The organism is Sphingomonas sp. PWP1-2, assembly GCF_049898305.1.
In the GTDB taxonomy this organism is placed as follows: Bacteria; Pseudomonadota; Alphaproteobacteria; order Sphingomonadales; family Sphingomonadaceae; genus Sphingomonas; species Sphingomonas glacialis.
The window spans coordinates 76207-94576 of the sequence record NZ_JAFCXM010000006.1 but is presented as its reverse complement, the minus strand read 5'-3'; the positions used below and the strand labels follow the sequence as shown (position 1 = coordinate 94576).

General features: G+C 66.6%; 11 protein-coding genes. 4 read left to right on the top strand and 7 right to left on the bottom strand.

Features of this window, described 5'->3' with window-relative positions:
• Positions 1–123: 123 nt before the first annotated feature.
• The 3 genes from ACP7C5_RS15425 to ACP7C5_RS15415 form a co-directional block, all read right to left on the bottom strand.
• Positions 124–2265 (bottom strand): penicillin acylase family protein, encoded by a 2142-nt coding sequence (locus tag ACP7C5_RS15425; RefSeq protein WP_426264908.1) that lies wholly within the window; start codon positions 2263–2265, stop codon positions 124–126.
• Between the two features lie 46 nt (positions 2266–2311).
• Entirely contained in the window at positions 2312–3382 is a 1071-nt protein-coding gene (locus ACP7C5_RS15420) for a hypothetical protein (protein WP_426264907.1), read from the bottom strand.
• Positions 3383–3503: 121 nt separating this feature from the next.
• Positions 3504–5819 carry a TonB-dependent receptor gene (locus ACP7C5_RS15415; protein ID WP_426264906.1) on the bottom strand — a complete coding sequence of 772 codons (2316 nt, stop codon included), beginning with the start codon at positions 5817–5819 and terminating at the stop codon, positions 3504–3506.
• 214 nt (positions 5820–6033) lie between these two features.
• On the opposite strand from ACP7C5_RS15415, the gene clpB reads away from it, so the two are divergent.
• Positions 6034–8613 (top strand): ATP-dependent chaperone ClpB, encoded by a 2580-nt coding sequence (gene clpB / locus ACP7C5_RS15410; RefSeq protein ID WP_426264905.1) that lies wholly within the window; start codon positions 6034–6036, stop codon positions 8611–8613.
• Between the two features lie 80 nt (positions 8614–8693).
• Here the strand turns inward: clpB and ACP7C5_RS15405 are convergent, their stop codons facing one another.
• Positions 8694–11651, bottom strand: a complete 2958-nt coding sequence (locus tag ACP7C5_RS15405; protein ID WP_426264904.1) for a TonB-dependent receptor domain-containing protein — start codon at positions 11649–11651, stop codon at positions 8694–8696.
• 334 nt (positions 11652–11985) lie between these two features.
• Positions 11986–12969 (bottom strand): TauD/TfdA family dioxygenase, encoded by a 984-nt coding sequence (locus ACP7C5_RS15400; RefSeq protein WP_426264903.1) that lies wholly within the window; start codon positions 12967–12969, stop codon positions 11986–11988.
• A 47-nt stretch (positions 12970–13016) separates the two neighbouring features.
• On the opposite strand from ACP7C5_RS15400, the gene ACP7C5_RS15395 reads away from it, so the two are divergent.
• The gene (locus ACP7C5_RS15395; RefSeq protein WP_426264902.1) at positions 13017–13985 is read left to right on the top strand and encodes a hypothetical protein; all 969 of its coding nucleotides are present in this window, start codon (positions 13017–13019) and stop codon (positions 13983–13985) included.
• On the opposite strand, the gene ACP7C5_RS15390 is transcribed toward ACP7C5_RS15395, so the two are convergent.
• Positions 13975–15267, bottom strand: a complete 1293-nt coding sequence (locus tag ACP7C5_RS15390) for an aspartyl/asparaginyl beta-hydroxylase domain-containing protein (RefSeq protein ID WP_426264901.1) — start codon at positions 15265–15267, stop codon at positions 13975–13977. The two genes, ACP7C5_RS15395 and ACP7C5_RS15390, sit on opposite strands and share 11 nt — an antisense overlap.
• 63 nt (positions 15268–15330) lie before the next feature.
• Here ACP7C5_RS15390 and ACP7C5_RS15385 point away from each other — a divergent pair, with 63 nt between their 5' ends.
• Positions 15331–16392 carry a hypothetical protein gene (locus ACP7C5_RS15385; RefSeq protein WP_426264900.1) on the top strand — a complete coding sequence of 354 codons (1062 nt, stop codon included), beginning with the start codon at positions 15331–15333 and terminating at the stop codon, positions 16390–16392.
• A 4-nt stretch (positions 16393–16396) separates the two neighbouring features.
• Here the strand turns inward: ACP7C5_RS15385 and ACP7C5_RS15380 are convergent, their stop codons facing one another.
• On the bottom strand, positions 16397–16651 hold the full coding sequence (locus tag ACP7C5_RS15380; protein ID WP_426264899.1) for a hypothetical protein: 255 nt from the start codon (positions 16649–16651) through the stop codon (positions 16397–16399).
• A gap of 81 nt (positions 16652–16732) precedes the next feature.
• On the opposite strand from ACP7C5_RS15380, the gene ACP7C5_RS15375 reads away from it, so the two are divergent.
• Complete coding sequence (locus ACP7C5_RS15375; RefSeq protein ID WP_426264898.1) at positions 16733–18370, top strand: sulfotransferase; 1638 nt, start codon at positions 16733–16735, stop codon at positions 18368–18370.

Below are 18370 nucleotides of genomic sequence, written 5' to 3'. Positions count from 1 at the left end.
TCGGTTCGCATTCTCCTCCCCTCCCTGGAAGGGAGGGGTCGGGGGTGGGTCGGCCCGGTGGGAGGGTAACACCCGCCCTAGGCCGACCCACCCCCAGCCCCTCCCTTCCCGGGAGGGGAGCAACTAGGGCCGGTATACGCGCTCGACATTCTTCCGCAGATCGTCGCGCCAGAACAGCACCGGCTTGAACCGGTGCGCCGCGAACAATGGCGCCTGGTCGGCATAATGCGGCGATTCGGGCCGCGTCGTCGCCGCGCCGTAGGGCTGGATCGATTCCGACGCGACGCGCCCGGCCTTGTCCCACGCCATCACCATGATGAAGCTGTCGCCATGCTTGACGACCAGCCGCCCGTCATCGGCTTCGTCCCACGTCGAGGCCGCGCGCAGCACATCGGGGGCGCCGTCGAGTGGCAGATCGGCGCTCCCGTGACGCAACCGCAGCAGCGTGCCGAGCGGCGGATCGAGCGTGCCGAAATGCGTTTGCAGATATGCCGCGGCCTTGGCCAGCGCGTCGCGCGGGTCGAGCTCGGGGCGGCGCTGGTAATGCCATTTCTGCCCCGTCCGCAGCAGGATCGCGGCAAGCGCCTGGCCACTGTGATGGCCGTCGAAATCCCAGTTCCAGCCGCGCAGCAGGCCAATCGCTTGCTTCAGCTGCGCATCGCCCTGCGGATCGACGCGCGCGACATCGCGATACCATTTCGCCGCCCAGCTCAGCTTGCTGACGCCGGTGTCGAACTTGATCCGCAGCAGATCCTCGGCCGAGATCGACGGATCGGCGCCCAGGAGCTCGACCGCGCGCGTGCCGCGATTGGTCGTGTCGGTCTCGATCCCGAGCAGCGGCGAATAGTCGCCCGGCTTGAGCTCCGCCCCCGCCCCCGCCGCCTGGAACGGCGTGTTGTTGGCATTGGCGAGAAAGCCCGACGCGGGGTTCACGTTGCGCGGCACTTGCGCGAACGGCACCGTGCCGGCCGCAAGATCGCGCGAGGTGTCGCCGCGCAGAACGTGGCGGTAATCGAACCCCGGCTTCCGGTTCGGGAAGCTCGCATTGTAGACATAGGCGATGTTGCCCGCGGCATCGCCATAGAGGAAGTTGGTCGCGGGAACGCCCTGGAGCGCCAGCGCCTTCTGCCACTCGCCGAAATCGCGCGCGCGCGTCAGCCGGTAATATTCCTCGACCATGCGGAGCTGGTCGGCACCGGCATAACGGATCGCGAACGCGCCGCTCTTGTTGACGATCACCGGCCCCTGCACCGCGCGATAGACCATCTTCGGGATCGGCAGCACGAACGGCCCGAAACGCACCTTTAGCCACACGCGGCGCGCCTCGAGCGGGAGCCACTTGCCGTCGAAGCGATACTCGGTGCCCGCTTGATTGCGCACGAGCTTGTAGACGTCGGTCAGGTCGGGCCGGTTGACGGTGTTGGTCCAGCCCAGATGTTCGTTATGCCCGAGCACCGGGAACGGCACGCCGGGGAAGGTCGCGCCCGAGAAATGCCAGCCAGTGCCCGATTGCACGCTGAGTTCGTACCATGCGACTGGCCCGCTCCACGGCTGATGCGAGTTCGAGATCACGCGCGTGAAACCGTCGGCCGAGCGTTTCGGCGCGACGACGAAGGCGTTCGAGCCATTGGGCATCGCTTCGCCGGTCGCGGGGAGTGCGGTCGGATCGGGGCTGTCGGGCACGGCCCCCGCGGTCTCGGCCGGGAGCGGCTTGTCGCCCGACAGCGCACCGAGCGTCTGGTCGAGCCCGAAGAAGAACGGCGTGCGCAGCACGAAACCCGTCGCGATATCCTCGCCATTCGCCGGGAACAGTCGCGCGAGCCGGATTTCTCCGGGATGCCGCCGCGCATAGGCGTTGAGCCCGCTGGCATAGGCGTCGAGCAAGGCGCGCACATCGGCGGGCTGCTTGTCGTAATCGCGCTGCGCGGTCTCGCGCGCACCGAGCAAGGCGAGCGTGTAATCGACCTTGGCGCCGTCCGCGCCGGTCATCGCGCCAAGCCGCCCGCGCGCCATCGCGACCGCCTCCTGCAGCGTCGCGAAATCGTCCTCGGCATGGGCATAAGCGACACCGTAGGCGACATCGGGATCGGTCTTGCCGAAGATGTGCGGCACGCCGAAGCGATCCCGCGCGATCACGCTGTCGTAATGGCGCTCGACCGGTGCGACCACGCGCGCCGCGGTGAACGGCTCCCACACCGCCAAAGCAATTGCGGCGCCGAGCAGCACCACCGCCAGCCATACCGCCCCGGATCGTATCGTCCGCATTCGGATCCCCTCTCGGGGCGAATAGAGCAGCCTTCGGGGGATTAGGCTAGACGTGCTTGCGCGCCACCGACCAAATGAAGCTGTCATACCAGAAATGCAGCAGCGAGCAGGCGATGAACGGCGCCAGGAACACGCGCACGCTCCCCGTCATCGCCGCCGCATAGGCCAGGCCGAACAGGATGCAACCGCCCCAGAAATACAGCATCGTGCGGCCCTGCCGCCCGCCCAACGCCTGCGTCATCCGCCCGCCCTCCTTCACCCAGACGAGCGCGAAATATTGCACCGCATGATAGAGATTGATCACCGCCAGCGCGACGATCGGCGGCGTGAAGCCCCAGGCGAGGATCGACACCGCGCCCGTCGAGACGAGCGTCGCGACCTTGTGGGCGGGGAGGCGATACCCAGCGCGCATCGCCTGCCGATAGTCGAGGATCGCCCACACCAGCACGATCGCATAAGCGAGCAGCGCGGCGGCGCGGATGCCGGTATTGTAGCCGGCAAGCACGCCCGGCACGCTGGCCAGCGTGGCCAGCGCGGTATGGTCGAACTTCGCAAAACTCTGGAGATGCGTCGCGAGCGCGGCTCCCGCCGCGAGCGGGCCGACATAGAGCAAGGTGTTGAGCCGCAAATCGGTCTTGCGCAGCAGCTCGGGCGGATTGCCCGCCTTCATGTCGTAGATCCGCGCGAAGCCGAAATTCTGCATCGCCGAGTGATAGACATCCCAGAACACCGCCAACACGCTCGCCGCGACTAAAGCGATCGGCGAGAGGAACAGCGTCGCGATCAACGCGATCGGCGCGACTGTCAGCTTGCCGCGATGCGCCGCGAACACCGTGCGATTGCCATAGGCGCGCGGGACGACGGCGATGAGATGCGCCCAAGTCGTGATCGCGATCACCGCGAACATGCCCTTGATCGCGACCGACGCGGCGTCGTGCGGTGCCGCCAGCGCCCAGCCGTCGAGCCACAGCTCGACCGCGAGGAATGCGACGAGCGGCGCGCCCCAGAACACCAGCGCATCACGGCGTGGCCCGAGGATCGCGCGCGACGGGTCGGACAGCGAGCCGGGTGCCGGTGCTGCGGCGGTCCAGCGCAGAGTGTCATAGTGCGTTGCCACGGTATCCCCGGATTGCCTGCGGTTTCGGCGCGATCCTATGGCAGTCAGGGTTAATATCGTATTCGCGTCCCGGAGCGAATGGAGGGCAGCCCGATCTTGCGACCTGCCCTCCTCCGATGGCTTAGAAGCCTGCCTTGATCGTCACGAAATACTGCGCGGGCGCGCCCGCCAGCAGCGTCTGGTTGTCGCCCTTATAGCCAAAGCCGTTCGATCCGATCGTCGCGACATATGTCTTGTCGAACAGATTGGTCGCGTTCGCCTGGATCTCGAACTTGCGATCGGCGATCGTGACGCGCGCGCCGATCGTCGCGTCGACCAGCACGCGGCCGGGCACCGACTGGTCGTTGGTGTAGGTGAAGTAGCGGCGGCTCATATAATCCGCGCCAACGCGGCCGAAGAAGATGCCCTTGTCGTAGGTCAGCTCGCCCTTGATCAGGTGTTTGGGCGTGTCGACCGTCTGCTTGCCGCGGATCGCCTGCACCACGCCGCCGACGGTCACATTGTCGCGATAGGTCGAGTCGTTATAGCTGTACGAGCCGTAGACGCCGAAGCCGTAGCCGAGCTTCGCCTCGAGCGCGGTCTCGAGCCCGTAGGCCCGCACCGAACCGACGTTCGACAGGATCGGCGGGTTGCCGACGATCCCCGCGCCGACGCTCTGCGCGAGCGTGCGGTTCGAGAAATCAACATAATAGCCCGCAAGCAAGGCGGTCACGCCGCGATAATGGTAGCGCCCGCCGAGCTCGAACGTGTCCGACGATTCGGGCTTCAGCTTGTTGGTGGTGAGCAGCGCATTGAACCCAGCCTGCGTCGTCGCGAACGGCCCGCTTGTCGCGGCGGAGACGAACGCACGCTTCACTTGCGTGAAATCGCCGAACAGTTCGAACGCATCGCCGATCCTGTAATTGAGCCCGGCGTGCGGCTGGAAGAAGTCCTTGACCTGGATCCGCCCCGAGGCGAGCCCGCCCGACACGATCGGCGTCGCTTTATTGGTGACGGCGAACCCCTTCCAGCCGAGATCGATCGTCAGATCGCCGAGCGCGATCTTGTCCTGCACGTAATATTGGACGGTGTCGGTCTGATAGGTGTTGTACCACTGCGTCGCGAACGGAAGGTATTGGAAGTCGCGCGCGCTGCGGCTCGGCGCGGTGCGGCTGTCGAGCGCGTAGAAGCGGCGCGCCTGGCGGAAGTCGTTGACTTCGTACCAGCCGCCGACGGTGATGTCGTTGAAGCCGAGCTTGGTGCCGAGCGAGCCGAACACGCCCTTGCGGTGGATGTCATATTCGGTCGTGCGGACCGCGATCGGCACGCCCGACGGCGACGGGACATACGGCGTGAACCACAGGCCCTGGCCGTGATTGGCGTGATAATAGGCCTTCAATTCACCGTGGACGGTCGCGTCCTTGGCGGTCTCGACGCCGAGCGAGGCGAGGTAATCCTGACGCAACCCGGCCGCGTCGAAATAGGCGTCGTCGGCATTGGCATAGGGTGCGGGCGTGACCGACCCCGCCGCCGGATTGAGCTTCGGCGCGCCGGTATAGCCGCTGTTCGCGCCGGTATCGGCGATCAGCACCGCGAGCGGGAAATTGTTGGCGATATTGTCGACGCGGTAGCCGAGCCGCTTGATCATATCGAGCGACAGATCCTGATAGTCCTGCTCGCGGCGATCCGAATAGTTGAAGGTGCCGACGAGCCGTACCGCACCGACCGGCGCGACGAACTTGGCGTTGACCTGATTCTGCCGCTGGACGCCGAAGCCCTTCCACTTGTCGGTATCGAGGAAGCCGTACGAGACATAGGCGCTCGGCCCATTGTCGCCGAGCACGCCGGTGTCGAACCGCCCGAACGCGCGCACGGTGTTCGCGCTGCCATAGCTGCCGTTGAGCGTCAGCGCGGTGGTCGGCTTGGGATCGCTCGAGAAAAATTCGATCGTCCCGCCGAGATTGTTGGTCGCCTGCGCGCCGATCGAGCCCGAACCCTGCGACACCAAAGTGCGCCCGATATTCTCCGACGAGATCGCGCGGCTGATGTGCAACCCGTTGGTGTTGCCATACGATCCGTCGCCGAGCGGAATGCCGTCGAGCGTGAAGCCGAGCTGGTTCTGGTTGAAGCTGCGGATCGAGACGCGCTGCGACCATTCGTACGCGCCGAACGCATCGGCCGACTGGAAGTTGACGTTGGGCAGCTTGGCGATGGCTTTCAGCGGGCTGGTGCCCGGCGCGAGAATCGCGATGTCGGCTTGCCCAAGTTGCTGGACCTGCCGCGTCTGGCCCTTGCCGACGATGATGATGTCGTTGCCGGCATCATCCGCAACCGGCTCTGCCTCGGGTGCCGGCGCTGCGGGTGCCGGCGTCGGTGCGAGCGCGCCATCGCGCGCGGACGCGGCCAGCGGCCAGGAAAGGGCGGCGCCCGCAAGCAGGCAAAGCGTGAAACGACGCATGATAGGATCCCCGATTTGATCGTTTGTGGGGCACTACTCCCCGCGCCCTGTCGCGGTGCCTAGCCATGCTGCGTTGCCGAAATGCGTAGATTCCGTGGCACGCCGATGACGGTCTTTACAGCTAGACGTGTTTTGAGAGATCGCGCCGGCCCGGCCCCTTGTGTTGCATAAGTGCAACACTACATCGATTGGCAAGAAGGAGGGACACTTCCCAATGAACATCGAGAAATTCACCGACCGCGCCAAGGGCTTCCTGCAATCGGCGCAGACCGTCGCGATCCGCATGAGCCACCAGCGGATCGCGCCCGAACATGTGTTGAAGGCGTTGCTCGAGGACGAGCAGGGCATGGCGTCCGGGCTGATTACCGCCGCCGGCGGCGACCCCAAACGCGCACTGAGCGAGACCGATCTCGCGCTCGCGAAGATCCCCGCAGTGTCGGGCAGCGGCGCGCAAACGACGCCGGGGCTCGATAACGACGCGGTGCGCGTGCTCGACCAGGCCGAGCAGATCGCGACCAAATCGGGCGACAGCTTCGTGCCGGTCGAACGACTGCTCGTCGCGCTCGCGCTGTCGCTCAACACCGTCGCCGGCAAGGCGCTGAAGACCGCGGGCGTTACCCCCGAGGCGCTCAACACCGCGATCGAGCAGGTGCGCAACGGCCGCGTCGCCGACAGCGCGGGGGCCGAGGACAAGTTCGACGCGCTCAAGAAGTTCGCGCGCGACCTGACGCAGGCGGCGCGCGACGGCAAGCTCGATCCCGTGATCGGCCGCGACGAGGAAATCCGCCGCACGATCCAGATCCTCGCGCGCCGCACCAAGAACAATCCGGTGCTGATCGGCGAACCCGGCGTCGGCAAGACTGCGATCGCCGAGGGGCTCGCGTTGCGCATCGCGAATGGCGACGTTCCGGACACGCTGAAAGACCGCAAGCTGATGTCGCTCGACATGGGCTCGCTGATCGCGGGCGCGAAATATCGCGGCGAGTTCGAGGAGCGCCTCAAGGGCGTGCTCGACGAGGTAAAGGCCGCCGAGGGCGACATCGTCCTGTTCATCGACGAGATGCACCAGCTGATCGGCGCGGGCAAATCCGAAGGCGCGATGGATGCGGGCAATCTGCTCAAGCCAGCGCTCGCGCGCGGCGAGCTGCACTGCGTCGGCGCGACCACGCTCGATGAATATCGCAAATATGTCGAGAAGGACGCAGCGCTCCAGCGCCGCTTCCAGCCGGTGTTCGTCGGCGAGCCGACCGTGCCCGACACGATCTCGATCCTGCGTGGGCTCAAGGAAAAGTACGAGCTCCACCACGGCGTGCGGATCACCGACGCGGCGATAGTCGCGGCGGCGACGCTGTCGAATCGCTACATCACCGACCGCTTCCTCCCCGACAAGGCGATCGACCTGATGGACGAGGCCGCGAGCCGGATCCGCATGGAAGTCGAGAGCAAGCCCGAGGAGATCGAGATCCTTGACCGGCGGATCATCCAGCTCAAGATCGAACGCGAGGCGCTGAAGCGCGAGAGCGACGAAGCGTCGCGCGACCGGCTGGTCAAGCTCGACGGCGAGCTCGCCAATCTCGAGCAGCAATCGAGCGAGCTGACCACACGCTGGCAGGGCGAGAAGGACAAGATCTCGGCCGAGGCCAAGCTCAAGGAACAGATCGATGCCGCGCGGCTCGAGCTCGAGCAGGCGCAACGGGCCGGCGACCTCGCCAAGGCGGGCGAGCTGTCCTACGGGCGCATCCCCGATCTGCAGCGCCAGCTCGATGCCGCGGCGGGCGCGACCAAGGGCGCGATGCTGCGCGAGGAAGTGACCGCCGAGGACATCGCAGGCGTCGTTGCGCGCTGGACCGGGATTCCGGTCGAGCGGATGCTCGAGGGCGAGCGCGACAAGTTGCTCGCGATGGAAGCGACGATCGGCAAGCGCGTGATCGGCCAGCAGAACGCAATCCGCGCGGTGTCGACCGCAGTGCGGCGGGCGCGCGCGGGGCTGCAGGATCCGAACCGGCCGCTCGGCTCGTTCCTGTTCCTCGGGCCGACGGGCGTCGGCAAGACCGAGCTGACCAAGGCGCTCGCCGAATTCCTGTTCGACGATCCAACCGCGATGGTTCGTATCGACATGAGCGAGTTCATGGAGAAACATGCGGTCGCGCGGCTGATCGGTGCGCCTCCGGGCTATGTCGGCTATGAGGAAGGCGGCGTTCTCACCGAGGCGGTGCGGCGCCGGCCGTACCAGGTCGTGCTGTTCGACGAGGTCGAGAAGGCGCATGGCGACGTCTTCAACATCCTGTTGCAAGTGCTCGACGACGGGCGGCTGACCGACGGCCAGGGCCGCACGGTCGACTTCACCAACACGATCATCGTGCTGACCTCGAACCTCGGCAGCCAGGTGCTGACGACGCTCGGCGAAGGCGAGGACGTCGCGAGCGTCGAACCGCAAGTGATGGAGATCGTCCGCGCACACTTCCGGCCCGAGTTCCTCAACCGGCTCGACGAGATCGTGCTGTTCCACCGGCTCGGCCAGGCGGAGATGGCGCCGATCGTCGATATCCAGGTCAAGCGGATCGCGACGTTGCTGGCCGAACGCAAGGTCGAGCTCGATCTTACCGATGCTGCCCGGCTGTGGCTCGGCCGGGTCGGCTATGACCCGGTGTACGGCGCGCGGCCGCTGAAGCGCGCGGTGCAGCGCTACCTGCAGGACCCGCTCGCCGACCTGATCCTGCGCGGGAGCGTGCACGACGGCGCGACGGTGCGGGTCGACGAGGGCGACGGCAAGCTCGAGCTGGCGGTCGAGTAAGCCGCCTGCCTTTTGCGAGACCGACAAAAAAAGGGGCGACCGCGAGGCCGCCCCTTTTTCCGTTCGCGCAAAGTGCGATCTTACAGCTTGAACTTTGCCCCTGCCAGGAAGCGACGGCCGTAAATGCCCTCGCCCGACTGGACCGGGTTGTACAGATACCCGCCATAGGTGACCGGATCGATCGACGGCAGGCGATCGAACAGGTTGATCGCATTGACGTAGAAGGTCATTCGGTCGTTGACCTTGACGCTCGTGTTGAGGTCGAAGGTGATATAGCTCTTCACGCGGCAGCCGGTGTACGCCGGCGACGGTGCCAGGCCGCAATCCTTATAGCCCGTGCCCTGGTCTTCCGCCGAGAGATCATAGCCCGACGTATAGTTGACGGTGCCCGTCAGCGCGACCGGACCTGCCTCGAAGGTGTTCTGCCAGTTGCCGTGCCAGCGATACGTGCCCGAACCCGCGGTCAAGTTGAAGTTGCCGAGCGTGTCGACATACGTTTCGGAGTGGCCATCGGGGAAGCTCGTGCTGAGCTCGATCTGCATCGTCGCGTCGAGGTTGCTGGTCCAGGTGATCCCATGGAAGCGGACGCGGCTGTTGATGCCGAAGTCGATACCCGATGACTTGATCGTGTTGGCGTTCACCAGCGCCGATGCAACGTAGAGCACCCGCGGCTTGGCATTCGGGAAGGCGGGGTCCGCCGCGTCCGGCGTGATGGTGAAGCCAGCCGGGATCGCTGCACCCGAATAATACGCGTTGAGCGCGTCGCCCGACGTCAGCGAGGTGATCGCATTGGTCTTCTTGATGTTGAAGTAATCGACCGTCAGCGTCACGTTGCGGATCGGCTCGAACACCACGCCGCCGGTGAAGCTGCGCGACCGCTCGGGCTTCAGATTGGGCGAGGCGAGCGTGGTCGCACCATAGCTTCCCGAACGCAGATAGGTCGGGCACGCCGTGCTGAAGGTCGCGGTCGTGCAGTTATACTGCGCGAGGTAGGCGTTGTTGAACAGGCCAGCCGAGTTCGTGACATAGCCGGTGGTCGGCAACGCATTGGCTTCTGCAAAGCTCGGGATGCGGAAACCGCGCGACCAGGTGCCGCGAATTGTCAGCTGCTTGAACGGCGTGAACTTCGCGCCGACCTTCGGCGAGAAAGCGCCCTGGCCGGTCGAGTAATGGTCGTACCGTCCCGAAGCGTTGACCGTGAACTGGTCGACGATCGGTGCGTTCAACTCGGCGAACCCCGAGGTGACGGTCCGATGACCGCTGGTGCCGAACGCGTTGATCGTGAAGTAGCGCTGCGTCGGGCCGTTGATGTCCGAGTTTGCGCTCGGCGAGTCGACGGCTTCATAATAGACCGAGGCACCCGCGCCGAGCTCGAGCGGACCGCCCGGAAGCTGGAATAGCGCCTTATTCACGCTTGCCTGCGCCTGATACAGATCCGAGCTCGAATCGGTGGTGTTGGTCGGCGTCAGATAGTTGCGAACGGCCTGACTGTTCGCCGCGGGGTTGGCGAAATTGTAGGTGCCGTCCGCGACGACATCGAGCAGATGCTGGATGTAGACATAGCCGTCCTGCTTGCGACGCAGATCGGTATGCATCGCGGTCAGGTCGAGGCGATAGTCCCAATCGCCGAACACCGTGCCGTGGATGCCCGCCGCGGCGCGATACACGCGGTAGCGCGTCTCGTCGCGCATAACGGTATCAGGCAGCGTGCCGATCACCTGTGCGGTGCGGCCCGAGGCGGCATAGGGGTTGTTCGGGTTGAACGTGCCGTTGGCCGCGGTGCAGTTGACGCGTGCCGCGCAGACGAACACCGGCAGCGTCAGCGCACCCGAACCCGCCGCATAGGAGGCAGCGTTCGAGCGGGTCGAGTATGGCTGGAAGAAGATGCCAGCCGGAGCGTTCGCGTAGATCTGCGACGGGTTGCCGGTGTAGCTGCTGCGCGTCTGCAGGAAGTTGAACTCGGCGTAGGCCTCGGACGTGCTGCCGACCTTTGCGGTAAACTTGGCCGACCCGCCGAAGCGATCGATGTTCGGGGCGACGACGCCATATTGGTTGATCGCGTCGGTCCCGCAGACCGTCGAGGGTACGATCCCGCCGACGGTGTTGGTCGACGGCGTCCCGTTGGCACAGCCATTGCCCAGCAGCGAATATTGCGTGCCGCCGGTCGGCCGTACGTAAAGGTTGGAACCGGCCGTGGTCGCACCGAAATTGTCGCCGCTGACGATATCGTTCGGGCCGCCGATGCCGCTCTGGTTCGACGAGTTGAACGGCGCGCGCAGGTCGCTGTTGCGGACTTGGCCGCTGTGATAATAAAAGCCGCTGATATAGGCGTTATAGCCCTTCTCGTTCAGATCGCCCGTGCCCGCGGTGAGCGACAGACGCTGGCTCGGCGCAGTGCCGTCCTGCGAGATCCCGGCCTCGGCGCGGCCCGAAACACCCTGGATGCTGCGCTTGGTGATGATGTTGACCACGCCCGCGATCGCGTCGGCGCCATAGCTCGACGAGGCGCCGTCCTTGAGCACTTCGATCCGGTCGACGATGTCGTCGGGGATGGTGTTGAGATCGACGAAGTTGCGCGTCGCGTCGTCGGCGAGCGGATAATAGGCGGCGCGGAGGCCGTCGATCAGCACCAGCGTCGAGCTGCTCGAAAGGCCGCGCAGCGACACGGCCGATGCTCCACCGGCGAAAGCGCCGTTCGCGGTGAACGAGTTGGTGAGCGCCGGGCCGTTGTTCGACGACAGCCGCTGGATACCGTCCTGCACCGTCTGGATGCCGCGCTGGTCGAGGCTTTCCACCGAAAGCGTCGTGACGGGCGACGGCGTCACCGCCTGGCGGAACAGCGAACCGGTGACGACGATGTCCTTGCCGCCATTGTCTTCCGGCGCAGCCTGTGTGGGCGCGGGCGCTACGGGAGCGGGAGCGGGAGCGGGCGCCTGATCCTGGGCGAAAGCCGGGACGGCGAGCGAAAGGAGGACGGCGGACGATGCAGCACTGGCCAGCAGCCGGGTCTTACGCGCGATAAAGGTCGTGTCAGTCACATGCGATTCCTTGCTAAACGCACGCCCCGCGATCGCTCGCGGTGCTGCGTAGATGGCAAGTCTCGTAACCGAACATGTGCTCGGCCCCCCGAGACATGGCGATTGATTGGCGGCGCGCCGGGTCGCTGTAAATACGCGAAACGAATCGATGATAACTTCTGCAACGACCTGTAACCGCGCTGCAACATTGCATCCGGACCGGCCATATCGGCCTGTAACTGGGCGATTTACGAAAGATTCGGGGTCTTTTGCGTGCATCCCCGCACAGATTGCATCGCGACGGTGCTGGATCGTCCGCGGTCGCTAAATGCCCCCGCGCGCACCGATCGAGCGCTCAATCGGCGACCGTCAACCGTGGATGATCGGGCCGCAACGGCGGTTCGAAATCCTCGCGCCGCCAAATCGCGTTCGCGGGCTCCTCGGGGTCGGGCCGCGCGAAATCGAGATAGCCGAAATAGGTCAGGATCGCGCGCTCGGCGGTATCGACGATCGCGGTGCGGCCGTGCAGGAAACGCGTATTGTCGAGCATCAGCAGATCGCCCGGATCCCATTCGATCTCGGCGCTGAGCCGATCGCCCGTCGCCTTGATCGCCTGCAACCACTCCTCGGGCACCGGATGGCCGTCGTCGAGCACCGGATGGTCGGCGCGCCCGTGGTTGAAGCGCGAGAACAGCAGGAAATTGCCGAAGGCGGGTGCGTCGTTGAACATCGGAATGTGTAGCGCCGGCCGGCTGAACACGCGCAAGATCCCCGCATCGGGATAGCGCCGGAAATAATAGGGACAGCCGGGCGGCGGGGACGCGAGTTGCGCGTCGCTCGGCTCGGGCGTGCCGAGCCAATACTTGAGCAGCGTCGGCCATGTCGGCTTGATGTAGAGCAGGCGCCGCGTCGCGAGCGCACGGCGCACCGGCTCGGGCATTTCGCGGGCGAGCGCGACGCCGTCGCAGATCGTCGTGCGCCCGCCCGATCGCGGCGCGACGATGCAGCCGAAAAAGGCGACATCGGGCTTCCACGGCTCGCGCGACAGTTCGGGATGGAGCGCGAACGCACCGTTTCCGGCATCGACCGTGAAGACGTTCGCCGCAGGATCGACCGGCTGACGCCCGGGGCTTTCATTGACCACCGAGGTTGCGCAGAACTGTTTTGCGAAGGTCCCGAAGCCGGCGACATCGACGCCGAAGCCGCGAAACAGCAGCGCGCCATGCGCCTTGTAAAGAGCGATCAGGCGCGCCCGGTCGAGCTCGAAAATCGAGGTTTCGCCGGTCGCTTCGATCACGACGTGCGGCTGGTGAAGCGCGGGCAAATGGATCGCGGGCATGACGCACCGGGGATAGCCGCCATCACGCCTGCGCGCTACAGCGAAGCGTGGCCTTGACCTTCGACGATCTCTTCGGCTCGCCCGATCATTTCCTGCAGGCGTTCGAGCAGGACCATGCGGTGTTCGTGCCGATGGACCGCGCCGCCTATCATCGTTCGATCTTTCTCGATCACCGGATTTCGCCGGCGGCGGCGCAGCGCATGGCATTGCCGCTCGCCGATCTGATGCCGCGCGCGCGGGGCGCCGCGCCGACCGCGTGGATCTTCCACATGGCGCATTGCGGATCGACCTTGCTCGCGCGCGCGCTCGACGATCCGGCCGCCAGCCTGGTGCTGCGCGAGCCGCTCGCGCTGCGGCAGAGCGCGATCGAGCGCGACCCTGCCCGGCTCGCGCTGGTGCTGGCGATGCTCGGCAAGCGCTATCGCGACGATGCGCCGACGCTGGTGAAGGCGAACGTGCCGGTCAATTTCCTGCTGCCACAGATCGCCTCGGCACAGCGCGCCGCGCCCGCGATCCTGCTCTATCTCCCTTTACGCGCGTACCTGCTCGCGATCCTGCGCGACGACAATCACCGCGGCTGGCTGCGCCACGTGACGACGCAATTGGCGCCCTATCTCGGCGACTGGTCGGCGCTGAGCGATGCCGAGCGCGGAGCGGCCCTGTGGCTCGCGCAGGTCGAGGCGTTCACGACCGCGCTGTCGGCAATGCCCAATGCCCGCACGCTCGATGCCGAAACGCTGTTCGATGCGCCGCTACCGACGCTGCGCGCCGCCGCGGCGCAGCTCGGCCTGCCGATCGCGCCACAGACGCTCGAGACGGTCGTCGCCGGCCCGCTCTTTTCGACCTATTCGAAGAATCCGAGCGTCGCGTTCGACAATGCGGCGCGGCGCACTCGCGCGGCCGAGGTTGCAGCGGCGATCGCGCCCGAACTCGACGCGGCGGAGGCCTATGTCGCACGCCACGCGGCGACCGCGGCCCCCGACGCCGCGCTTTTGGCAGCCGCGCTCAGTCGCTGACGCCGAGCGCGGACTGCCCCGCGACGTCGGTCTCGGCAGCGACCGCGTAGAAGCGGCGCAACAGCTCGCGCTCGGTTTCGGTGATATACGGGTTCCACACGTCGAAGATCAGGATCGCGCGCATCTGGTCCGAGCGATTCCACGCCTCATGCTCGATCGTGTCGTCGAACACCCACGCCTCGCCCGCGCGCCAGTCGCGCGTCTCGCCGCCGACGCGGAAGCTGCAGCCGGGCGGCACGATCAACGGCAGATGAACGATCGAGCGGACGTTGCTGACCCCGGTATGCGCCGGCAGATGCGCGCCCGGCTGGAGCAGCGAGAAGAACACCGTCGGCGTCCGGCCCGGCAAATCGGACAGCGGCAATGCAGCGATCGCTTCCGCCGTACGCGGCGCGCGTGCGCAGGCGGCGTCGTCGCGGGCGCCGTCCTTCCACAAATGCAGCGCACCCCATTGCAGCGAATGATCGAGCGCCGACCATTTGTTCTGCGGCGTCCCCGGCGGCATCGCGACATACGGGCGGATCGCCTGGGCATCCTCGGCAAGGATCGCCTCGAGCTCGGCGCGGATCATGTCGGCCTTGGCTTCGATATCGGCGAGCCACGGAAAATGCGCACGCGCGAAATATTCCTCGGCCGGAAGGAAGGGAAAGTGCATCCCGGCACAGACGTTCGCATAGATCGCGCGCCGCCCGAGCGCATGATCGATACATGCGTCGGCGCGTCGACGCTCCGCCACCGGGATCGCCTCGCGCACAGCGGCGAGCCCGCGGTCGATGGTATCCCCGAACGCCGCGCGCTGCCCGCGGACGAAGGCGCGCGCATGGTCGAACATCAACTCTAGCGCCGGGCTGCGCTCCTCGATCGAGGCTTCCATCGCGAGCACGCTGCCCCAGCGGTCGGCGGCACTGGCAACATCTCCCTGGCGCTCGCGCAGTTCCGCCATCCGCACCAGCGCCATGAAGTGGCGCTGGTCGATCGCCAGCGCGCCTTCGAGCGCGGCGGCCTCGGCCGCGTCGTCGCGCTGCTCGCGGCGCGCGCGCGCGAGGTTCATCCACAATTCGGGGGCAAGCGCGTCGGCGGCGATCGCGCGCTCGAAATAGGCCGCGGCGTCTCCCGGACGCAATAGCGCCAAGGCATGCATTCCCAGCGCGTTGAGCGCCAGCGGATGCTCGCCGGCCTGTGCCAGCACGTCGCGAAACAGGCCTGCGGCGATTTCAGGCCGTCCGGCGCGCCGCTCCTGGACCGCCGCCTGAAGCATCCGCTGAATATCCGCATCGTCCATGCCACCTGCATATCGGCGTCGAACCGACTAGACAACGCGCGCGCGGCTGCACAAACAAGCACGATGACACCGGCCACCTTGTCGGGCGGCCCGCAAGGCCAGCCGGGATCGATCGCCGAAGCGGTGCGCGATGCGAGCTGGCTCGCGCATCGCTACGATCCCGGCCACGACGCCGTGCATTTCGTGCCGGTGCCGCGCGCCGAGCATCGCCGCGCGACCTTCCTGACCGACGAGTATCTGCCCGCTGGCCTCGCTCCGCTCGTCGTCCGCCGCGCCGATGCCATCGCCGCCGCACCGACGGCCGCGCCGATCCACTTTTTGTTTCACTCGGCCTTCTGCTGTTCGACGCTGCTGGCGCGCGCGCTCGATCATCCCGGCTGGGCGATGGGGCTGAAAGAGCCGGTGATCCTCAATGACATCATCGGCTGGCGGCGCCGCGGCGGCAAAGGGCCAGACATGGCGGAAGTGCTCGACGATGTGCTGACCTTGCTGGCGCGTCCGTTCGAGCCGGGCGAAGCGGTGTTCGTCAAGCCGTCGACCGCGGTCAACGCGCTGGCCCCTGCCCTGCTGACGCTGCGCGGCGATGCCTGTGCGGTGCTGCTCTATGCGCCGCTGCGCACCTATCTCGGCTCGATCGCGCGCAAGGGGTTGGACGGGCGGCTCTGGGTGCGCACGCTGCTGACCGGGATGCTCGACGACGGGCTCGTCAATCTCGGCTTTGGTCCGCGCGACTATCTCGGGCTGACCGACCTGCAGGTCGCCGCGGTCGGATGGCTCGCGCACCAGCAGCTCTTCGCGCGGCTGGTCGCGCAATTCGGGCCGGCGCGGGTGCGCACGCTCGACAGCGCCACGTTGATGGCGGATCCGTCGGCGGCGCTCGCGAGTCTCGCTGCGCTGACGCAGCGCGCGATCGATCCGGTGACGCTCGCGGCGATGGCGCACGGACCGGCCTTCACCACCCATTCCAAGTCCGGCGCGGCGTTCGATTCGCGCGATCGCGCGGTCGAGCTTCAGCGCGGCGACACGCTCCACGCCGACGAAATCGAAAAGGTCGCGATCTGGGCAGAAGCGGTCGCAGCGACGAACGCGATCGCCCTGACCGCGCCCGCTCGCTTGGTCGCTTGACCGCTCAGCACTTGCCCCCAACGCCAACATTTGCGCAGGCATCGAACCCCGTGCCGCTCGCGCTGGCACGGAACCGCTCACGTTCGATATCCCATTCACGCCGCGTCTTGCAGATCTTGGAGGTGGTGACCAAAGAGCCGGTGACCACGGACTGCTTGCAGATAACCTTGTCCGGAGACAAAGCCGAAGGCTTGGCCGCGCTCGCGGGTATTGGCTGAGGGTCGGCGGCGACCAGCGAAAGCAGAATCAGGATCATCATCACGACCTCGCAGCGCAAGTGATTATGGCAATGTGCCAGCGCAACGATACGGATTATGGCTGAGCGATGTCAAAGCGAAACATGAAGCAAAATCGCCCCACGGTCGCCGCTCGGTCGCAAAGATCGCAGATCGATCAAGCGCTTGCGGCTGGTGACATCGCGCGCGCCGCCACGCTGGCAGACCGTGAGCTCGCGGCGGGGCGCGCCGATCCGCTCGTGCTCAACCTCGCCGCGTGGCGCAAGGAGGAAGCCGGCGATTTCGCAGCGGCGCACGCGTTGCTCCGCCAAGCGCTGACGCTCAGCCCGGGCGACGTTGCGATCCTCGGCTCGATCGGCGCGGTGCTGCGCAAACAGGGGTTCCTCGAAGACGCACTCGCGGTGCTCGATGGCGTCGTTGCGGCCGAACCGCGCCATTCGGCGGCGTGGCTCGAACGTGGCTATGTGCTCGATGCACTGCGGAACGATGCCGCGGCGACCGACAGCTATCACCACGCGCTCGCGCTCGATCCGACGCTGTCGCCGGCGCTCGGCAAGCTGAGCGACGCCGCCGCGCGCCGCGGCGATGCTGGGAGCGCGCAAAGCTATGCGCAGCGCGCGCTGGCGCTCAACCCGCACGAGCCGTCGGCGATCTTCGCGCTCGCGCTGCTGGCGGTCGAAGCGCGCGACGGCGCACATGCCGAGGCCGTGCTGCGCCCCTTGCTCGAGACGCCGCTCGCGCTCGACGATCGCACGCGGACGCTGACCTTGCTCGGCGACGCGCTCGACCGGCTCGACCGCCCCGCCGAAGCGTTCGACGCGTATCGTGCAGCGCAAGCCACCTTCCGCGAGGCGTATCGCGAACAGCTCGCGCCGGCGGTGGACCGTCCGTCGCACCGCGCCTTCATCGATTCGATCCGCGCGCAGGTTGCCGCGACCGGCTCAATCGCGGCGCTGCCCGCCGACGAGCGCGTCGCGGGTGCCGCCGCGACGCACGTCTTCCTGCTGGGCTATCCGCGGTCGGGAACGACGTTGATCGAGAACGTGCTGGCGAGCGCGACCGATGTCGTCGCGCTCGAGGAACGCGACACGCTGGTCGATATCGACGCCGCGCTGCTTGCCAATGACGGCACGATGCCCGACCTCGATACGCTCGACCCCGCGCTGCTGCTCGATTTGCGGACGCGCTATTGGGCGCGCGTCGCGGCGCTCGCCGAAACATCTGTCGCGGGCAAGGTGCTCGTCGACATGAACCCGTTCAACGGGATCAAGCTGCCGATCCTCGCGCGGCTGTTCCCGCAGGCGCGCTTTGTCGTGATGCGCCGCGACCCGCGCGACGTCGTCCTGAGCTGTTTCCGCGTCAATTTCACGCCCGGTGCGGGTGCCTGGGCGTTCAGCGATCTCGAAGAGACCGCGCGGCATTATGATTCGCTGATGCGGCTGATCGACCTTGTGCGCGAGACGCTGCCGATCGCGACGCATGACGTCCGTTACGATCGACTGGTCGGGGAGTTCGAACCCACCGTCCGCGCGCTGGCCGAGTTCATCGGGATCGCCTGGACCGAGGATTTCGCAGCGTTCGCCAGCACGGCGAGGAACCGTGGCGTCCGTACCGCGAGCGAGACGCAAGTGCGCAAGGGGCTCTATAATGGCGGTGGCCAGTGGCGGCGCTATGCCGACCAGCTCGGCCCGGTCCTGCCAATCCTCGCGCCGTGGATCGAGCGCTTCGGCAGCGGCGACTAG